The sequence below is a fragment of the Rhizobium sullae genome, assembly GCF_900169785.1.
Taxonomy (GTDB): domain Bacteria; phylum Pseudomonadota; class Alphaproteobacteria; order Rhizobiales; family Rhizobiaceae; genus Rhizobium; species Rhizobium sullae.
In genome coordinates this window covers 213,605-231,997 of record NZ_FWER01000001.1, presented here as the reverse complement: position 1 = coordinate 231,997, position 18,393 = coordinate 213,605, and the positions used below count along the sequence as shown (strand labels likewise).

General features: G+C 60.0%; 17 protein-coding genes and 1 pseudogene. 2 read left to right on the top strand and 16 right to left on the bottom strand.

Annotation, left to right across the window (positions count from 1 at the left end; genetic code table 11):
• Nucleotides 1–25 precede the first annotated feature (25 nt).
• Both BN1800_RS01220 and BN1800_RS01215 read right to left on the bottom strand, forming a co-directional pair.
• Nucleotides 26–442, bottom strand: a complete 417-nt coding sequence (locus tag BN1800_RS01220; protein ID WP_086993671.1) for a MarR family winged helix-turn-helix transcriptional regulator — start codon at nt 440–442, stop codon at nt 26–28.
• Nucleotides 443–800: 358 nt separating this feature from the next.
• Nucleotides 801–1,178 carry a hypothetical protein gene (locus tag BN1800_RS01215; RefSeq protein WP_086993668.1) on the bottom strand — a complete coding sequence of 126 codons (378 nt, stop codon included), beginning with the start codon at nt 1,176–1,178 and terminating at the stop codon, nt 801–803.
• A gap of 98 nt (nt 1,179–1,276) precedes the next feature.
• On the opposite strand from BN1800_RS01215, the gene polA reads away from it, so the two are divergent.
• Together polA and BN1800_RS01205 are read left to right on the top strand one after the other, a co-directional pair.
• Complete coding sequence (gene polA, locus BN1800_RS01210; protein WP_086993665.1) at nt 1,277–4,267, top strand: DNA polymerase I; 2,991 nt, start codon at nt 1,277–1,279, stop codon at nt 4,265–4,267.
• A gap of 157 nt (nt 4,268–4,424) precedes the next feature.
• Nucleotides 4,425–6,692, top strand: a complete 2,268-nt coding sequence (locus BN1800_RS01205) for a DNA translocase FtsK (RefSeq protein ID WP_086993662.1) — start codon at nt 4,425–4,427, stop codon at nt 6,690–6,692.
• A gap of 39 nt (nt 6,693–6,731) precedes the next feature.
• Here the strand turns inward: BN1800_RS01205 and BN1800_RS01200 are convergent.
• The 14 genes and pseudogenes from BN1800_RS01200 to BN1800_RS01135 all read right to left on the bottom strand — a co-directional run.
• Nucleotides 6,732–6,929, bottom strand: a pseudogene (locus tag BN1800_RS01200) (GrpB family protein); the annotation flags it as partial.
• Nucleotides 6,930–6,991: 62 nt separating this feature from the next.
• Nucleotides 6,992–7,591 carry a phosphonate metabolism protein/1,5-bisphosphokinase (PRPP-forming) PhnN gene (phnN, locus tag BN1800_RS01195; RefSeq protein WP_086993656.1) on the bottom strand — a complete coding sequence of 200 codons (600 nt, stop codon included), beginning with the start codon at nt 7,589–7,591 and terminating at the stop codon, nt 6,992–6,994.
• Nucleotides 7,588–8,727: an alpha-D-ribose 1-methylphosphonate 5-triphosphate diphosphatase gene (locus BN1800_RS01190; RefSeq protein WP_086993653.1), complete on the bottom strand. Its 1,140-nt coding sequence runs from the start codon at nt 8,725–8,727 to the stop codon at nt 7,588–7,590. The genes phnN and BN1800_RS01190 overlap by 4 nt, the downstream gene beginning before the upstream one ends.
• Before the next feature lie 11 nt (nt 8,728–8,738).
• Complete coding sequence (locus BN1800_RS01185) at nt 8,739–9,434, bottom strand: DUF1045 domain-containing protein (protein ID WP_086993651.1); 696 nt, start codon at nt 9,432–9,434, stop codon at nt 8,739–8,741.
• Between the two features lie 129 nt (nt 9,435–9,563).
• Nucleotides 9,564–11,072 carry a phosphonate ABC transporter, permease protein PhnE gene (phnE, locus tag BN1800_RS01180; RefSeq protein WP_086993648.1) on the bottom strand — a complete coding sequence of 503 codons (1,509 nt, stop codon included), beginning with the start codon at nt 11,070–11,072 and terminating at the stop codon, nt 9,564–9,566.
• 10 nt (nt 11,073–11,082) lie between these two features.
• Entirely contained in the window at nt 11,083–12,045 is a 963-nt protein-coding gene (gene phnE / locus BN1800_RS01175) for a phosphonate ABC transporter, permease protein PhnE (protein ID WP_027510487.1), read from the bottom strand.
• A 90-nt stretch (nt 12,046–12,135) separates the two neighbouring features.
• On the bottom strand, nt 12,136–13,044 hold the full coding sequence (phnD, locus tag BN1800_RS01170) for a phosphonate ABC transporter substrate-binding protein (RefSeq protein ID WP_086993645.1): 909 nt from the start codon (nt 13,042–13,044) through the stop codon (nt 12,136–12,138).
• A gap of 90 nt (nt 13,045–13,134) precedes the next feature.
• Nucleotides 13,135–13,980 carry a phosphonate ABC transporter ATP-binding protein gene (gene phnC / locus BN1800_RS01165; RefSeq protein ID WP_037142168.1) on the bottom strand — a complete coding sequence of 282 codons (846 nt, stop codon included), beginning with the start codon at nt 13,978–13,980 and terminating at the stop codon, nt 13,135–13,137.
• Nucleotides 13,981–14,095: 115 nt separating this feature from the next.
• On the bottom strand, nt 14,096–14,713 hold the full coding sequence (locus BN1800_RS01160; RefSeq protein ID WP_086993642.1) for a DapH/DapD/GlmU-related protein: 618 nt from the start codon (nt 14,711–14,713) through the stop codon (nt 14,096–14,098).
• Nucleotides 14,710–15,420, bottom strand: coding sequence for a phosphonate C-P lyase system protein PhnL (phnL, locus tag BN1800_RS01155; protein ID WP_086993639.1), 711 nt, complete (start codon nt 15,418–15,420; stop codon nt 14,710–14,712). The genes BN1800_RS01160 and phnL overlap by 4 nt, the downstream gene beginning before the upstream one ends.
• Before the next feature lie 12 nt (nt 15,421–15,432).
• Nucleotides 15,433–16,209: a phosphonate C-P lyase system protein PhnK gene (gene phnK, locus BN1800_RS01150; protein WP_027510492.1), complete on the bottom strand. Its 777-nt coding sequence runs from the start codon at nt 16,207–16,209 to the stop codon at nt 15,433–15,435.
• Nucleotides 16,206–17,084 carry an alpha-D-ribose 1-methylphosphonate 5-phosphate C-P-lyase PhnJ gene (locus BN1800_RS01145; RefSeq protein WP_027510493.1) on the bottom strand — a complete coding sequence of 293 codons (879 nt, stop codon included), beginning with the start codon at nt 17,082–17,084 and terminating at the stop codon, nt 16,206–16,208. Before BN1800_RS01145 ends, phnK begins: the two co-directional genes overlap by 4 nt.
• Nucleotides 17,081–17,287: a hypothetical protein gene (locus BN1800_RS01140; RefSeq protein ID WP_086993635.1), complete on the bottom strand. Its 207-nt coding sequence runs from the start codon at nt 17,285–17,287 to the stop codon at nt 17,081–17,083. The genes BN1800_RS01145 and BN1800_RS01140 overlap by 4 nt, the downstream gene beginning before the upstream one ends.
• Nucleotides 17,284–18,390 carry a carbon-phosphorus lyase complex subunit gene (locus BN1800_RS01135; RefSeq protein WP_086993632.1) on the bottom strand — a complete coding sequence of 369 codons (1,107 nt, stop codon included), beginning with the start codon at nt 18,388–18,390 and terminating at the stop codon, nt 17,284–17,286. Before BN1800_RS01135 ends, BN1800_RS01140 begins: the two co-directional genes overlap by 4 nt.
• Nucleotides 18,391–18,393 lie beyond the last annotated feature (3 nt).

The window sequence follows — 18,393 nt, the reverse complement described above, 5'->3', positions numbered from 1 at the left end:
GGATGTTCCAGCTGCCGAATAGGGATCAGATTTTCTTCGCGTTTTCGAGAAGGCGCCGGATATATTCCAGCATCAGCTCGCGTTCGAAGGTCTTGAAACCTTGGAAAAGCGCAAGGTCAGCCTCGCGCGCTGTCCTGACCGCCTCATCTTCGATCGCCCGTGCGATGGGCGTCAGGAAGATCAGCTGTGCTCGCTTGTCGGAAGGATGGGGGCGGCGCTCGATGAGACCGTCGCGCGCCATGCGTGCAAGCGTATTGGCCATTGTCGCCTGTTCGATATCGACGCGTTCGAGCAATTGCTTCTGCGTCAGGCCGTCTTCCGCCCAAAGTTCGAGAAGGATCGGGAATTGCCCGGGAGAAAAACCGAGCCCCGCCGCGCGCTGCTGCAGCGAGCGGGCAAAACCCTTGGCCAGCTGGCTTGCAAGGTATGCTCCCGAATCCATCCTGTTAAATCCCATGATTGCAGTTAGGCTCAAAAACGGATGCGAAACAATGCAACAAGTCGCATGCGATGGATCAAAATTTGCCCTTGAGCTTCATAAATGTGCATCTCTGCGGAAAAACAAAGCCGCCATGGCCTGGAGGTTGGCCATGGCGGCTTGAAAATGGGGACAAAGGCCCGGAGAGGGGGATAAGGCCTTTGTCCAAGTCTGATGCGGCGGGGGACAAGCCGGTAATCAGACCCTCGGCGCGATCAAACGCCGGTGACTATGATTTGTGATCGGGAATGTGGTTTTTCAAGGGAGGCCGGCCGAACCGACAATTACAAATTGGTAACAGTTCGGTGAGGGCCGCAAAGTCCTAGTCCTGAGCCCTTCCACGATCACGCCAGAAGAATGCAAGATTCCATCCGGCGATCAGGATGGCCATGCCGGCAAAGGCGCAGATCAGCGGAATGATGCGAAGCGATTCGTAAGGGCCGACCGAGATCAGAAAGGCCGAAAGGAGCAAGGCGTTCAACAGCTGAAATTCTGCTTGGGTGCTGAAGCTTCGCGTGCGATCCAGATGCTGCGGAAAGAAGGTTCGCAAACCCTTGATCGCCAGCAGGAACACAGGCGCGAAAAGCACTTTGCGAAAGATAACCGAAGGGCCGTCACCCAATGCATAGGAGCTGGCAAGAACGATCGCCATGAGAATAAGCGGTACGGCATAGGCGACCGCGATGCTGCGCTTTTCCATAGGCAATTCCATTTCGAAGGCCGACGGTCAGCAATAAATAGTACCACAAACAGCATGTGCAATGGACGTTTCCATCCCGCCACGCTATCCATGCAACCATGAAAAAAGGCGATCATCTTTTCCTTATTGACGGTTCGGGTTTCATCTTCCGGGCGTTTCACGCTCTGCCGCCGCTGACGCGCAAATCCGACGGCCTGCCGGTCGGCGCCGTCTCCGGTTTCTGCAACATGCTCTGGAAGCTGTTGACCGATGCGCGCGACACGTCCGTCGGCGTGACGCCCACGCACCTTGCGGTAATCTTCGACTATTCGGCAAAGACCTTCCGCAAGGACTTGTACGATGCCTACAAGGCGAACCGCTCTGCGCCGCCGGATGAACTGATACCGCAATTCGGGCTGATCCGGGAGGCAACGCGCGCCTTCAACCTGCCCTGCATAGAGACCGAGGGTTTCGAGGCGGACGATATCATCGCCACATATGCCCTCCAGGCGGAAGCGACCGGCGCCGATGTGACGATCGTCTCGTCCGACAAGGATCTGATGCAACTCGTAACGCCGAACATCCACATGTACGACAGCATGAAGGACAAGCAGATCGGCATCCCGGACGTCATCGAGAAATGGGGCGTCTCCCCCGAAAAGATGATCGACCTGCAGGCAATGACCGGCGATTCGGTCGATAATGTTCCGGGTATTCCTGGCGTCGGCCCGAAGACCGCCGCACAGCTTCTTGCAGAATACGGCGACCTCGACACGCTGCTGGACCGTGCGCATGAGATCAAGCAGGAAAAGCGCCGCCAGGCGATTCTCGAAAATGCCGACAAGGCAAGGCTCTCGCGCGAATTGGTGCGGCTGCGATCTGATGTGCCGCTGGTGCTTGGTCTGGACGACCTCGTTCTCGAAGTGCAGAACGGTCCGAAGTTGATCGGCTTCCTGAAGGCGCTGCAATTCACGACGCTGACGCGCCGTGTGGCGGAGGCGTGCAATTGCGATGCGAGCGCCATCGAGGCGGCCGACGTGAAGGTCGAGTGGGGTACTGCTGCGCACGGCCCCGATCTCGATGCCGTTGAACCGGAGCCGGTTGCAGGCGGCATTCCGGATGTTGAGGGCGCTGCCGTTCCGATTCCGGCGACGGCCAAGCCCGCCGGCAAAGGCTTTACCCCCGCCGAACTTGCCAAGGCGCGCGCCGAAGCCTTTGCAGCGCTGCCGTTTGATCATTCTACCTACGTGACGATCCGCGATCTCGCGACGCTCGACAAATGGATTGGCGATGCGCGGGCAACAGGCCTCGTCGCCTTCGATACCGAAACCACTTCGCTTGATGCGATGCAGGCGGAGCTGGTCGGATTCTCGATGGCGATTGCCGACAACGACAAGAACCCGACGGGCCTCAAGACCCGCGCCGCCTATGTCCCAATCGGCCATAGGAACGGCGTCAGCGATCTCCTTGGCGGCGGGATTGCGGACAACCAGATACCGATGCGGGACGCGTTGCCGCGGCTCAAGGCATTGCTCGAAGACGAGTCCGTCCTCAAGGTCGCGCAGGACCTGAAATATGATTATCTGCTGATGAAGCGCTACGGCGTCGAGACAAAGAGCTTCGATGACACGATGCTGATGTCCTACGTCCTCGACGCCGGCATTGGCGCGCATGGCATGGATTCGCTCTCCGAGAAATTTCTCGGCCACAAGCCGATCGCTTACAAGGATATCGCAGGAAGCGGCAGGGCGAATGTCACGTTCGACCTTGTCGATATCGACCGAGCCACACACTATGCCGCCGAAGGCGCCGATGTGACGCTGCGGCTCTCGATGGTGCTGAAGCCGCGGCTTGCCGCAGCAAAGCTAACAGCCGTCTACGAGCGGCTGGAACGGCCGCTGCTGCCGGTGCTCGCGCGCATGGAGGAGCGAGGAATCACCGTCGACCGCCAGATTCTGTCCCGCCTTTCCGGCGAACTGGCACAAGGAGCTGCGCGTCTGGAGGACGAAATCTACACGCTGGCGGGCGAGAAGTTCACGATCGGCTCGCCGAAGCAGCTTGGTGACATCCTCTTCGGCAAGATGGGGCTTGCCGGTGGCAACAAGACGAAGACCGGGCAATGGTCGACGTCGGCAAGCGTGCTGGAAGAGCTTGCAACCGTGGGTTACGAGCTGCCGCGCAAGATCGTCGATTGGCGTCAGCTGACCAAGCTGAAATCCACCTACACCGATGCGCTGCCGGGCTACGTGCATCCACAGACGAGGCGCGTCCACACCTCTTATTCGCTGGCCTCGACGACGACGGGGCGCCTTTCGTCGTCCGAGCCGAATCTGCAGAACATTCCGGTGCGCACGTTGGAAGGCCGGAAAATCCGCACCGCCTTCATCTCCGTGCCCGGGCATAAGCTGATCTCGGCCGATTACAGCCAGATCGAACTGCGCGTGCTCGCGCATGTTGCGGAAATCCCGCAACTGACCCAGGCTTTTGCCGAAGGTATAGATATTCACGCGATGACGGCCTCCGAAATGTTTGGCGTTCCGGTCGACGGCATGCCGGCCGAGGTGCGCCGCCGCGCCAAGGCGATCAACTTCGGCATCATCTATGGCATTTCCGCATTTGGCCTTGCCAACCAGCTCTCGATCGAACGCTCCGAAGCGGGTGACTACATCAAGAAATATTTCGAGCGCTTCCCCGGCATCCGCGACTACATGGACAGCCGCAAGCAGATGGCGCGCGACAAGGGCTATGTCGAGACGATCTTCGGGCGGCGAATCAACTACCCGGAAATCCGCTCGTCCAATCCTTCAGTGCGTGCCTTCAACGAGCGTGCTGCGATCAACGCGCCGATCCAGGGCTCGGCCGCCGATATTATTCGCCGGGCAATGATCAAGATCGAGCCCGCGCTTGCCGAAGCCGGTCTTGCGGATCGGGTCCGCATGCTGCTCCAGGTGCACGACGAGCTCGTCTTCGAGGTTGAGGATGCCGACGTCGAAAAGGCGATGCCGATCATCGTTTCCGTCATGGAAAACGCCGCCATGCCGGCGCTCGAAATGCGCGTGCCGTTGAAGGTCGATGCGCGCGCCGCCACCAATTGGGAAGAAGCGCACTGAGCGCTTCGACCTCGAAGATTTTTCTCAGTAGCATAACCAATTGATAATGCTCAATTTAGGCTTCGGGAGGTGTGCCGTTTAGGTGCGACTGGAAGGAACTTGTTAACCTTCATTTTCTAATCCGGTTGGGTCAGAAATTGAGCGAGTAGCGTGTCGCATGCGTTTTCCCAGAACGAATTTGACGGATGCCGAGGAATTTTCCTCGGAAATAGACGTACAGGATGCAGGCGGTGACATGAATGTCGCTCCCGCAGCGCCGGGTTGGCAGAGCAATTTCTCGCTTGCACCGAACGTGCGTTTTACCCGCACACCGGAAAACCTGATCAGCAAACGCCGCCCGCCGACCGAATCGGACCAGCCGATTCGTGAGGAAGCCGTCAGCGAAGAGTCGGCTGGTGATGCCGAGCCGAGCGCTCCGATCATGATCGATGTGCCATTCGATATCTATGTTCGGGATGTGCCCGAGAGCGACCATCTGGAGCATGTCGCTGCGGTTCAACCGGAATTCCGCGCGTCGTCCGAGCTTGCGGACATTTCCGATTTCGCTTTCTGGGAAGTCATGGCCTTCGAGGAAGCGGCTGCGGCCCCGATTATCGCTCCAACTGCTTCACTGCCGAAGATTGTGGCCACGCCGGAATCGATCATCTCGCGCTTCCGCGTGATGGAGTGGCGCCCGGGAGGGAGGCCGCAGACGCGCACTGATGTGCCGGCCACAGCAATGGCCGCTCCAGCACCTGCAAAGCCTATATCGAACGCGGCCCCACCAACCCAACCGGCCGCGTCGGTGATCGCGAAAACGCTGCCGATCGCGCCGATGCCGGTTCGCGTGCAGGCCACTGCACATCTGGCGCCCGCACCGCGCGCCGTGACCCAGAAGACTATCCCGGCGAATATCGATCCATCCGGCTACGAATTTCCGCCACGCGCACTGCTACAGGAGCCTCCGGAGCGTCTGGGCGAGATCATGTCGCAGGAATCACTGGAGCAGAATGCCGGACTGCTGGAAAGCGTGCTGGAAGACTTCGGCGTCAAAGGCGAGATCATCCATGTGCGTCCCGGTCCGGTCGTCACGCTCTATGAATTCGAGCCCGCACCCGGTGTGAAGTCGTCGCGTGTCATAGGCCTTGCTGACGACATCGCCCGCTCCATGTCAGCGCTGTCCGCCCGCGTTGCCGTCGTGCCGGGCCGCAATGTCATCGGCATCGAATTGCCGAATGCCATCCGCGAGACCGTCTATTTCCGCGAAATGATCGAAAGCCAGGATTTCGAGAAGAGCGGCTACAAACTGGCGCTCGGCCTTGGCAAAACGATCGGCGGCGAGCCGGTGATTGCCGAGCTTGCGAAGATGCCGCATCTACTGGTGGCCGGCACCACTGGCTCCGGTAAGTCCGTCGCGATCAACACGATGATCCTGTCGCTTCTCTATCGCATGACGCCGGAGCAGTGCCGCCTGATCATGGTCGATCCGAAGATGCTGGAACTGTCGGTCTATGACGGCATCCCGCACCTGCTGACGCCCGTCGTCACCGATCCGAAGAAGGCCGTGATGGCCCTGAAATGGGCGGTGCGCGAAATGGAGGAGCGTTACCGCAAGATGTCGCGCCTCGGCGTGCGCAACATCGACGGCTATAACGGCCGCGTGGCGCAGGCGCGCGACAAGGGCGAAACCATCCACGTCATGGTCCAGACCGGCTTCGACAGGGGCACAGGCGCACCGATCGAAGAGCAGCAGGAAATGGACTTGGCGCCGATGCCCTATATCGTCGTCATCGTCGACGAAATGGCCGACCTTATGATGGTCGCCGGCAAGGAGATTGAAGGCGCGATCCAGCGTCTCGCCCAGATGGCGCGCGCCGCCGGCATTCACCTGATCATGGCGACGCAACGTCCCTCGGTCGATGTCATCACCGGCACGATCAAGGCGAACTTCCCGACCCGCATCTCCTTCCAGGTGACGTCGAAGATCGACAGCCGCACGATCCTTGGCGAACAGGGTGCCGAGCAACTCCTCGGCCAGGGCGATATGCTGCACATGCAGGGCGGCGGCAGGATTTCCCGCGTCCACGGCCCGTTCGTCTCCGATCTCGAAGTCGAAAAGGTCGTCGCACATCTGAAGACGCAGGGCCGTCCGGAATATCTGGAGACGGTCACCGCGGATGAAGAGGAAGATGCCGAGCCGGAAGACAGCGCCGTCTTCGACAAGAGCGCCACGGCATCCGAGGACGGCAATGAGCTCTACGATCAGGCCGTCAAGGTCGTGCTTCGCGACAAGAAATGCTCGACTTCCTACATCCAGCGCCGCCTCGGCATCGGCTACAACCGCGCCGCATCGCTGGTCGAACGCATGGAAAAGGAAGGCCTCGTCGGACCGGCCAACCATGTCGGCAAGCGTGAGATCGTGTCGGGACGAGGGGACGGCGAATAGTTGCCAGCGCAGGTACTATAATCCGCCCGCCGGCTGCAACTAACCCAATCCAGCAAGCCGTTCGGTCTCACGCACGAACGCCGACTTGCCGCCGGTGCAGTAGCTCCAGTCGCCATTGGCTTCATCCATGAGCCGAAGCTTGAGAGCCGCATAGGCTTCGGCCCTTTGGGAATACGTCCGCAGATAGTCGCGCAAGGCAATGCGATCCCTGAGCACAGCATTTTCAGAAGTGAGACTGTAGAGCTGTGCAGCACCGTAAGTAGGGAACGATTACGATGGTCATGAGCTCCTCTAGCCGGCTAAGCGATTTCAGCGAGGAAGCCGTTGAGCGTGTCGACGATCTTGCGCTCGGCCTCTTCCAGCGAACCGCTGTTGTCGAACTCGGTGACGTCGTAGTCGCCGCGCACGGTGAGTGAGCCGCGAGCGAGGCGGGCCATGATGTCCTCGTGGGTCTCGCGGCCGCGAGCCTCGAGACGTCCGGCCAGCACTTCCGGGCGCGCTGTCACGTTGATGACCTTGAGACGGGGAAAAACGGCCTGAAAACGGTGGAGAGCCGAACGGGAGCCGTTGGCGATCACTAGGTGCCCCTTCGCCAGTGCGACGGAAACCTCTGCCGGAATGCCATACTTCAGCCCATGTGCTTCCCACCATACCGCGAAGTTGCCGGATTGCTCCATCGAGACGAAGCCTCCCTCGGAAACGGCGAGATGGTCTTCGCCGCCGGCATCGCTGTCCCGCGTGATGACGCGGCGAACGAAGTGCACGTCGGGACGGCCGGCAAAATGCTTGGCCGCCAGAGTCATCAGAGTGTCCTTGCCGGCGCCGCTTGGGCCGACGACAACGACCATGATACCGCGCTCGGTGCCAGGTACTAGGTGCGGTTCGTGCGACGGAATCATGCGACCCGGCGCCCTTCACGCCAGACGGAGCGGGTCACCGGTACGCCTTCGTCGCGGAAGACGCGCACAAGATCGGCGCGAAGGCCGGTTTCGATTCTGCCGCGATCGTTGAGGCTGACGGTACGTGCCGGCGTCGCCGTCACCATCGCGATCGCCTTCGGCAATGAGATCGTTTCTAGCTCGTCGGCAAGAATGAAGGGTGCGTAGAGCAGGCTGAGCGGCACATAGTCGGAAGAAAGCACGTCGAGCACGCCACGTTCGGCAAGGTCGCGAGCAGCGATATTGCCTGAGTGGGACTTGCCGCGCACGACGTTGGGAGCGCCCATCAGCACGCTCATGCCGTGCGTATGCGATGCCTTGGCGGCATCGAAGCTCGTCGGAAACTCCGCAAGGCGCACGCCGTTCTCCATCGCCTCGTCGACATGGGCAAGCGTCGCATCATCGTGGCTCGCAACGGTGATACCACGCGCCTTGCAGACCTCGGCGATTGCGTTGCGGTGCGGCGTCGAATTGCAGGCGGATTCGTTGAGGCGCTTTTCGATGAAGCGCGCGAACTCCTCGTCCGAAAGGCCGCGCTTCTTCTGATAATAGAAGACGTATTGATCCATCGTCTGGAACTGACGCTGGCCCGGCGCGTGGTCCATGAGCGAAACGAGGCGGACATAGGGATCGTTCTCGAAATCCGCGAAATGCTCCAGCACATTGTCGGCCGAGACCTCGCAGCGCAGGTGGATCAGGTGTTCCGCTCGAAGCCGGCCTTCCCGCTCTGCCTTCTGGATGGCATCGGCCATCTCGCGCATTTCGCCATGTTCAAAGCCGCCGTCTTCGTCCGCACCCATGCGCAGGCAGTCGAAGACGGTGGTGATGCCGGAGGTGACGATCTGCGCGTCATGGGCCTGAATGGCCGCCGTCTTATGCCAGCGAAGGCCTGGACGCGGCGAATAGTGGCCTTCGAGATGATCGGTATGCAGTTCGACGAGACCAGGGATCAGGTAATCGCCCTCGAAATCCTCTCCATTTGCCGAATTGCCTTTCGAGATATCATTAATTTTCCCGTCGCGGATCAAAAGCGAGCCATCAACGATCTCGTCTTCAAGAACGATGCGGGCGTTGGAAAGGACTAACTCTTTGGTCATCTGTCGATCTCTCAGCGTTTGGCGCCAGCAAGCGGCAGCCATGAATGAATCTTGAACAGCGCGCCTCGCTCTTCTTCAATGAAGACTGCGAGGCCAGAAATGGAAAGCGGCCGGCCGATGAAATCGGCAAAACGCTTCTCCAGGATCGATTTCATCAGTGCCGAGCGCTCTTCGGGCACCTGGCCGGTCAGGGTCATGTGAAAGCCGAAGTCCTCCATCACGTAAGGATAGCCCCAGCGCATGAGGTTGGAGCGTTGGCTTTCCGTCAGTTGTTCAGGCTTTCGCCTTGTAACATCGGCCTCGGAAAGTGCTGCGCGAAACGGCTCGAAGGACTTTACCACGCTTACCGCGAAATCCTGAAGCGGCGCATGCATAAAGCCAGGAACCAGCGCAAAGAATCGGCCGATCTGCCCGAGGACAAGCTCCGGGATATCGAATGCCGGCGTGCGGCCGGCGAAATCCTCGACGACTGCCATCAGGTCCCTTTCGGTGACCGATGAGGCGAGAGTGAAGGGTGCCTTGATCGTCGCATGAAAGCCGTATCGGCGCGGATCGGCTGTCAGTTCGAACTGTTCTGCGGCCGGCATCCCATTTTCCTCGGGAGCCGGATAAGCTTCGCCCGTAAATGCGTCGCGCCCAAGCCAGATCGAGGCGGCGCCGGTCAGAGGATCGTCCTTTGGCGGCGTAAAATAAAGGGCGTAGCGCAATGTTCTTGTCCTGAAAATATGTTCAAGCAGGGGCCGCAATGTCAGTGATTTGGCCGCGGACCGCAAGCAGGCTCCCGGCTAAAAGATTTCCGTGACAGAATGATGATGAGGCTGCCGCCCCATCAACTTTTAATGCGCTTTCGTGCCCATCAGCCGTTGGCGGAGTGCGTTTGATGCGGCATCGAACAAGAAGACGACGATCAGGATCAGGATGACCATATAGGCGACATTTTCCCAGTCGGAATTGGTGCGCATGGCCTCCCAGAGCTTCAGACCGATGCCCCCGGCACCGACCGCACCAATAACGGTGGCGGAACGGGTATTGGACTCCCAGAAATAGAGCGCCTGAGAAGCAAAAATCGGCATCACCTGCGGTACCACACCATATCGCTGCACCGTAACTGGATGTGCCCCTACCGATTTCACGCCCTCGCGCTGCTTGTCATCGATGTTTTCGAGCGCTTCCGAGTAAAGTTTGCCAAGGCTTCCCGTATCTGTGAAGAAGATGGCTGAAATGCCAGCGAGAGGACCAGGTCCGAACGCCCGGGTAAAGAACAGCGCCCAGATCAGCATATCCACCGAGCGCAGAAAGTCGAAGAATCGCTTTGTCAGCTGATTGGCCGGCCGGTTGCGGAAAATGTTCCTGGCGGCGATGAAGGATAGTGGGAAGGCGACGAGCATGGCAAACAGCGTGCCGACAAAGGCCATGACAACCGTCTGCAGCAGTTTTGTCCACACGTCGAGATGTTGCCAGGAGGGATTGTAGAGGAAGTCGTTCCAGGCGAGCGACAGATTGCTCTGCCGCGGATCGAGGTGTTCGCTCGACAGGATCAGAGAGGCCACTTCACCGGCAGACTTGCCGAAGAAAGCTGAATTGGTGTCGAACACGAAGTTCGCCCAGCCCAGGAAGCGCTTGTGGACCCTCACGCGGTCGGAGGAGATCTCCGCCCAACCGGAAAGGCCGAAGTATGCGATCACGCGCCCCCCTGGAGAGCGCTGCTCCGCCCATTCCGGAAGGTTGCCTTGGGCGGTCACCCGTTCCGCGGTTGTATCCAATGTCAGGGTCACGCGTTCGTCGTTGCGTGTCAGGACAACCTCGTTCGGGCGGATCTCCGCTGTTCGTGACGCGCCCATGTGGACCAGCGCTTCGGTGACGACTTCCTCCGTGCGTACGTCGGTTCTGGCCGCCTCTGCGGGAGCTGCCTGCTGCTGCGAGGCGCCGGCCATGAAATTGAAGCTTGAGGATGGAGCGGACGGCGCAGTCGTAGCGGGTGCCGTCGTCGGAGCTTCGATTATGCGGCTAACGATTTCGCGTTTCGCCTCCAACCAATCAGGGTTCGGATTGGGGCCGATGGGATCGAAGCGCGAATACGTGATCCGCATGCTGCCGTCGGGATTGATCTCTATATCGGGACGGATCTCGTAAGAAACCCAGTCGGCCAGATAATTGCCGGCGATACCCCAGTTGGCCTCGCCGAATACTTTTCCGACTGCGAAAAACCACCAGGCATAAAGGACGTAGAGAACGAGGGCGGCCACGATGAGCGGAACCTGAAACCGCCGCCAGACGGAGCGGTTGAAGATTTCCGGATGCCCGGCGGCGATACGTTCCATTTCGGCGGCATTCAGGGAGGGCATGGCGCGGTCCTTATCCAATGGTCTGAAATGCATGGTCGCCCACCAGCTTGCGCCTCAGCCAGGCCGAGAACTGGTCGACAGCGATGACTGTGAGCAGCAGCAATATGATGATCGCCAAGGTCTTAGCCTCGTGTCCGCGGCTGATTGACAGGCGCAACTGCTCACCGATGCCGCCGCCGCCGACGGCACCGATGACGGTGGAGGCTCGGACATTGATTTCGAGGCGCAGCAGGAAATAACTCATGAAGTTCGGCAGCACCTGCGGGACCATGCCGAACCATGCGCGCTCAATCCAGTTGCCTCCCACGGCCTTCAATCCCTCATCGGGCTTCATGTCGGCATTTTCGATGACCTCAAAAAACAGCTTTCCAAGTGCTCCGATCGTATGGATCGACACCGCGATGACAGCGGGAAGGGGGCCGAGAGAGAGGATTGCAAGGAAGAAGCCGGCGAGAACAACTTCGGGAAAAGCCCTGAGGATTTCCATGAAGCGTCGTGCCATGCCGCGTATCCAGATATTGCGGGTCATGTTTTTCGCGGCGATGAAGGACAGGATGAAGCCGAAAAACAGGCCGATGACAGTAGAGAAGATCGCGATGTTCAGCGTCTCTGCCATCTTGTAGAAATATTCCGGAATATAGAAACTTCCGGTGATGTAGTGCCGGCCGTCCGGATAATCGTACTGGAGGCTGCCATCATAGTAGGGCGAAGGGAGGTCGAACATGGCGCGCCAGATTTCCATGCCGTCCCGCGGAACGAGATCGCCGACGAAATCGAAAAGGTGCGGCAGCCGATCCAGGAATTTCCCCGAGTTGGTCTCGTTGGCGAACCAGAGGGACCCGCTCAGAGCGAGGATCAGGATTGCGAGGCTGAAAACGGTATAAAGCCGGCGGCGAGCTGCGAGCTCCTGCCAATGGCGTTCGACAAGCGCCCCTGTCTCGCTCAGAAACGGCTGCAGTGTGGTGGACGTCATCCCGTTATCCCCTTCCGCACACGAGGTGGACTCAACATGAAAGCGCCGCCGGCGGCATCCCGTCGGCGGCGCTGTCGTAATTGTGGGCGATCAGCCGCCGATCGTGGCCTTGCGGGCGTCGATGATCGGCTTGTAGAAGTCCGCATTGACTTCAGCGAAGCCCTTGAAGTCACCGCCCTGAATAGCCGAGAAGCATGCAGCGTCGCTCGTCGGCAGGTCCATCATGAACTTCTTGAACTTGGCTTTCATATCGTCGTTCATGGAAGTGCGGACAACGACCGGGCCGTTCGGGATCAGCGGAGACTTCCAGAGTTCGACCAGATCGTCCATGTTGAGGACCCCCTTGTCGACCATCTTGCGAAGATTGCCGGAGGTGTAGCCGTCCTTGAAATCGCCGATGCCGGAGCCGAAGGTCGTACCGGCATCGAAGGTGCCCTTCAGCACTTCGAGAACGAGGTTCTCATGGCCGCCGCCGAAGCCCGTCGAAGCCACGAGTTCCTTGACGGGCTTGCCGCCGAGGGCTTCCGGCAGGGTGACCGTGGGGATGAGGTAGCCGGAAGTGGAGTCCGGATCGGCGAAGCCGAGCTTCTTGCCCTTGATGTCGGTGACCTTCGTCATGCCCGAATCCTTGCGGGCAACCATGATCGAGTAGTAGCCCATGGAGCCGTCGGTCTGAACCGTGGTCAGGATCGGCTCCACAGCCTTCGAGTTTGCAAGGTAGATCTTGGCATAGCCGGATGCGCCGAGTTCGGCATAGTCAAGCGTGCCGCCGAGCAAGCCCTGGATGACGCCGTCATAATCGGCGGCCGGGAACAGTGAAACCTTTTCCACGCCGAGAACGGATGGCAGCTTGTCGACCATGCACTGGTAGTTGCGCAGGCGGTCAGCTTCGTTTTCGCCGCCGAGAATACCGACGCGGAACTCCTTGAGGTCTTCGGCGGCGGCAGCGCCGGCAAGCGCCAGAAGCGCTGTCGCGGCAAAGAGTGCTTTCTTCAACATGGGTCTCTCCTGATTAACCGGTTCCCCGGTGGTCTTGCTGTTACGAAGAAGTGTGCCCTTGAGGCAGGCAATCGATCACGGCCGTCTCCCTCAGAGGCCTGCCAGGGCAACCGGTTGCAGGCCGGCGGATGCTTGAACCGCGGCTGGCGCGGGAATTTTGATCGAGGTGGACGTCATGGTCTCGTCGATGCCGGCGCCATCCTTGTCGGTGCCGTAGATTTCCTTGACCGCAGCCGCTGTCAGCTCTGAAGGCTTGCCGTCGAAAACGACGCGGCCAGCGGCCATGCCGACGATGCGCTCGCAATAATTGCGTGCCGTATCGAGCGTATGCAGGTTGGTGATGACGGTGATGCCCTCGCGCTCGTTGATGTCGCGCAGCGCATCCATGACGATCTTGGCGTTCAGCGGATCGAGCGAGGCGATCGGCTCGTCGGCGAGCACCATCTTCGGGTTCTGCATCAGGGCGCGCGCGATCGCCACCCGCTGCTGCTGGCCGCCGGAAAGCGTGCCGGCGGTCTGCAGCGCCGTCTGCTCGATGCCGAGGCGTTCTAGGGCCGCAATCGCATGAATGCGCTCGTCGCGGCTAAAGATGTTGAGGAGGCTCAGCATGGTCGGGCGGTGATTGAGGCGGCCGAGCATGACATTGGTCAGAACGTCGAGGCGCGGGACGAGATTGAACTGCTGAAAGATCATCGCGCAATCGCGCTGCCAGTTGCGCAAGGCCTCGCCACGAAGGGCGGAGACTTCGACGCCGCCGAAACGAATGGATCCGGAAGTCGGCTCCTGCAGCCGGTTGATCATGCGAAGCAGCGTGGATTTCCCCGCGCCCGAGCGCCCGATGATGCCGACCATCTGGCCCTGCGGCATGTCGAGCGTGACGGAATCCACGGCCAGCTTTGCACCAAAACGGCGGGTGACATCCTTCAGTTCGAACATCATGCTCTACCTCGCATTCTAAGGGCCTGCGTCAGGAGTGCATTAGTCGGGCTCGATGAAACTCCAATGTCAGTTTTGTGTAAGTGCTGTGACAATCGGCCTTATGAACAGGCCTTTAGCTATTATGCCGGCTAAGGAAATCTTCCGCCGAAAGCGCCCGGAAATCCTCGAGTGCTGAACGCAGCTTCGAATGCTCCCAATCCCACCACGCAAGTCTGTCCATCCGCTCGCCGATTTCCCTGGAGAAACGCTCGCGGATAAGCTTTGCGGGAACGCCGCCGACGATCGTGTAGGGCGCGACGTCCTTTGAGACGACGGCACCTGCGCCGATCACCGCACCGTTGCCGACGGTGACGCCGGGCAAGATGGTTGCCCCATGGCCGATCCATACGTCATGACCGATGACGACGCGGTTGGAGCGTCGCCATTCGAAGAAATCCGTCTCCATATTCGCATCCGGCCAATAGTCTGCGGCGCGATAGGTGAAGTGATGCAACGTCGCGCGCCATGTCGGATGGTTGGTCGCGTTGATACGGACGGCGGCGGCAATATTTACGAACTTGCCGATGGTCGCGCACCAGATAGAGCCATCCTGCATGATGTAGGAATAATCACCGAATTCGACTTCGCTGATCCGGCAGCGTTCGGATATCTCCGTATAACGGCCAAGCGTGGCATCGCTGACAAAGGCGGTCTCGTGAATATAGGGCATGTCGCCCAGCTTCCGGCTCATGCTGCAAGCGCCTTTCGCGGCGAAAACTGCTGGACGTCGAGGATGCGGTCGGCTACCGCCTCTCTTACTTCCTCATCATGGAATATGCCGAGAAGGGCTACGCCCGCCTCTTTCTTCTCTGCGATCATGCCGACCACGACGGCGCGATTTTTTGCGTCGAGAGAAGCGGTTGGCTCATCGAGCAGCAGGACCGTATGGTCGGTGATGAAACCGCGAGCGATGTTGACACGCTGCTGCTCGCCACCCGAGAAAGTCGCAGGCGGCAGCCGCCATAGCGCTTGGGGAAGGTTCAGCTTTTCAAGCAGGGCCGCCGCTTTTTCGCGTGCGGTGGCAGCGGTCTCTCCGCGGGCAAGCAGCGGTTCGGCAACGACATCGATGGCGGCAACACGCGGAACGGTGCGAAGGAACTGACTGACATAGCCGAGAGTACGGCGGCGGACATCGATGACAGTGCGCGGGTCCGCAGCGGCGAGATCGACGACACGGCCCATGTGGCTGACGAGGATCTGTCCGGTATCTACGGCATAGTTGCCATAAATCATCTTGAGCAGGGAACTCTTGCCGATGCCCGAAGGACCACCGAGGACGACGCATTCGCCGGCGGCAACGGAGAAGGCGACGTCAGAGACGACCGGAAGTTTGATGTTATCTCGCAAATGCATGGTGAAGCACTTCGAAACTTCGGAAACGACGAGGGGCGTTGCCATGGTTGTTGCCTTTCAGACCTGCAGGATCGATGAGACGAGCAATTGTGTGTAGGGCTCGCGCGGGTCGTCGAGCACCCGGTCTGTGAGGCCATGTTCGATAACATAGCCGTCCTTCATCACCATCATACGATGCGAGAGCAGGCGCGCGACGGCGAGATCGTGGGTGACGATGATGGCCGAGAGGCCGAGATCGTTGACGAGACCGCGAACCAGATCGAGGAGGCGCGCCTGAACCGAGACGTCGAGACCGCCGGTTGGCTCATCCATGAAGACGAGCCGCGGGCTGGTGACGAGATTGCGGGCAATCTGCAGACGCTGGCGCATGCCGCCCGAGAAAGCGCGAGGCTGATCATCGATGCGGCCGGCGTCGATTTCAACACGCTCCAGCCAGTCGATGGCGGTGGAGCGGATTTTGCCATAGTGCCGGTCGCCGATCGCCATCAGCCGTTCGCCGACATTGGCGCCGGCCGACACCGTCATGCGCAAGCCGTCGGCCGGATTCTGGTGCACGAATCCCCAATCAGTGCGCATCAGGAAGCGGCGCTCCGCCTCGTTCATGCGGTAGAGATCGCGATAGCTTCCATCGCGCATGTGATATTCGACGCTACCGGTCGTCGGCATCAAGCGCGTCGAGATACAGTTAAGTAGCGTCGTCTTTCCGGAACCGGACTCGCCGACGACGGCCAGCACCTCGCCCGGCCAGAGCTCGAAGGAGACATTGCGGCAGCCGACACGATTTCCGTAGAATTTCGAAACGTCGTTGACTTTGAGAAGAGGTGTGTCGCTCATTCCGCAGCCTCCTTCGGCGCAAGCATCTCGCCGGCATGTCCCTGCTCGCGGCGGTCTTCGCAATGGTCGGTATCGGAGCAGACGAACATGCGTCCGCCCTTGTCGTCGAGAATTACCTCGTCGAGATAGACCTCCTCTGCGCCACAAAGTGCGCAGGGTTTGCCGAAGCGCTGAATCTCGAACGGATAGTCTTCGAAATCGAGGCTGACGACCTCGGTATAGGGCGGAACCGCGTAGATGCGTTTCTCGCGGCCAGCGCCGAAGAGCTGTAGCGCGTCGGACATATGCATTTTCGGATTGTCGAATTTCGGCGTCGGCGACGGGTCCATGACGTAGCGGCCGGCGACCTTCACCGGATAGGCGTAGGTCTTGGAGATGCGGCCGTTGTGCGCGATGTCCTCGTAAAGCTTCACATGCATCAGGCCGTATTCTTCCAGCGCATGCATCTTGCGCGTTTCGGTTTCGCGCGGCTCGAGGAAGCGGAGTGGCTCCGGGATCGGAACCTGGTAGACGAGCACCTGGTTGGCTCCGAGCTTTTCTTCCGGAATGCGATGACGCGTTTGGATGACCGTTGCATCTTTGGTGTGGGTGGTCACCGCGACGTTTGCAACCCTCTGGAAGAAAGCACGGATGGAAACTGCATTCGTGGTGTCGTCGGCACCCTGGTCGATGACCTTCAGTACATCGTCCGGCCCGATGATCGAGGCGGTTACCTGCACCCCGCCCGTGCCCCAGCCGTAGGGCATGGGCATTTCGCGGGAGGCGAAAGGCACCTGGTACCCGGGAATCGCGATCGCCTTCAGGATCGCGCGGCGAATCATCCGCTTCGTCTGCTCGTCGAGATACGCGAAGTTGTAGGTGGCTAGCTCCGTCATTTGCGGTCACCTTCAAGCAAAACCGAGGGAACGGCTTGGAATTCGACGCTGAAATGCTCTCGACTGCCGTGCTCTTGGCAGCCATTGCGCTTGCGTTTCTCCACCGTCAGATCTTCGGTTCCGGAAAGGACAGCAGCTTCGACTTGGACGACGGCGATAGCGGGGATGGCGGCGACTGAAAGCCTTTTGGCGGCGCGCATCATTCTGCCGCCTCCTGCAAGTCCCTGCCGCCGTTTCGAGCAGTCTCGAAGTCGCGGCGCATGCGCCGGACAAGGTCCAGTTCGGCCTGGAAATCCACGTAATGCGGCAATTTCAGATGCTCGACGAAGCCAGTGGCCTGGACATTGTCGGAATGAGAAATGACAAATTCCTCGTCCTGTGCCGGTGCTGTGATGTCTTCCCCGAACTCCTCGGCGCGCAGCGCCCGATCGACCAGCGACATCGACATCGCTTTCCGTTCGCTCTGGCCGAAGACGAGGCCGTAACCGCGCGTGAACTGCGGCGGCGCTTTGGCTGAGCCCTTGAACTGGTTGACCATCTGGCATTCCGTCACCTGGATTGTCCCGAGCGATACGGCAAAACCGAGTTCCGGAACGTCGAATTCCACCTCGACGTCACCGATACGGATTTCCCCCGTGAAGGGATGGTTGCGGCCATAGCCTCGCTGCGTGGAATAGCCGAGCGCCAGAAGGAAGCCCTCGTCCCCGCGCGCAAGCGCCTGCAGGCGAAGGTCGCGGCTCATCGGAAATTCCATCGGTTCGCGGGTAAGGTCGCCGATCTCGTGATCCTCCGGCATATCGCCGTCGGCCTCAATCAGTCCCTCCTGGCCAAGGATTTCCGACACGCGCATGACGCGGCCGGTTTCGGCAGGACGTTGCGCTGGCTCTTCAACGGCCTCGTCGGAAAGCAACGCAGGATCGAGCAGTCGGTGCGTGTAGTCGAAGGTGGGACCGAGAAGCTGGCCGCCAGGCAGATCCTTGTAGGTGGCGGAAACGCGGCGCTCGATCTTCATCGCCGCGGTATCGAGCGGTTTCGAGTATCCGAAGCGTGGCAGCGTCGTGCGATAGGCACGCAGCAGGAAAATCGCCTCGATCATGTCGCCACGCGACTGGCGGACGGCAAGTGCGGCGAGCGTGCGGTCGTAGAGCGAGGCCTCGGCCATGATGCGGTCGACTGCAAGGGCAAGCTGCGCGACGATCTGGTTTATACCGATCGCAGGGAGCGAACGGTCGCCACGGCGGCGATCGGCAAGCAGGCGGTGGGCATTCTCAATGGCGGCCTCGCCTCCTTTGACGGCAACATACATGGC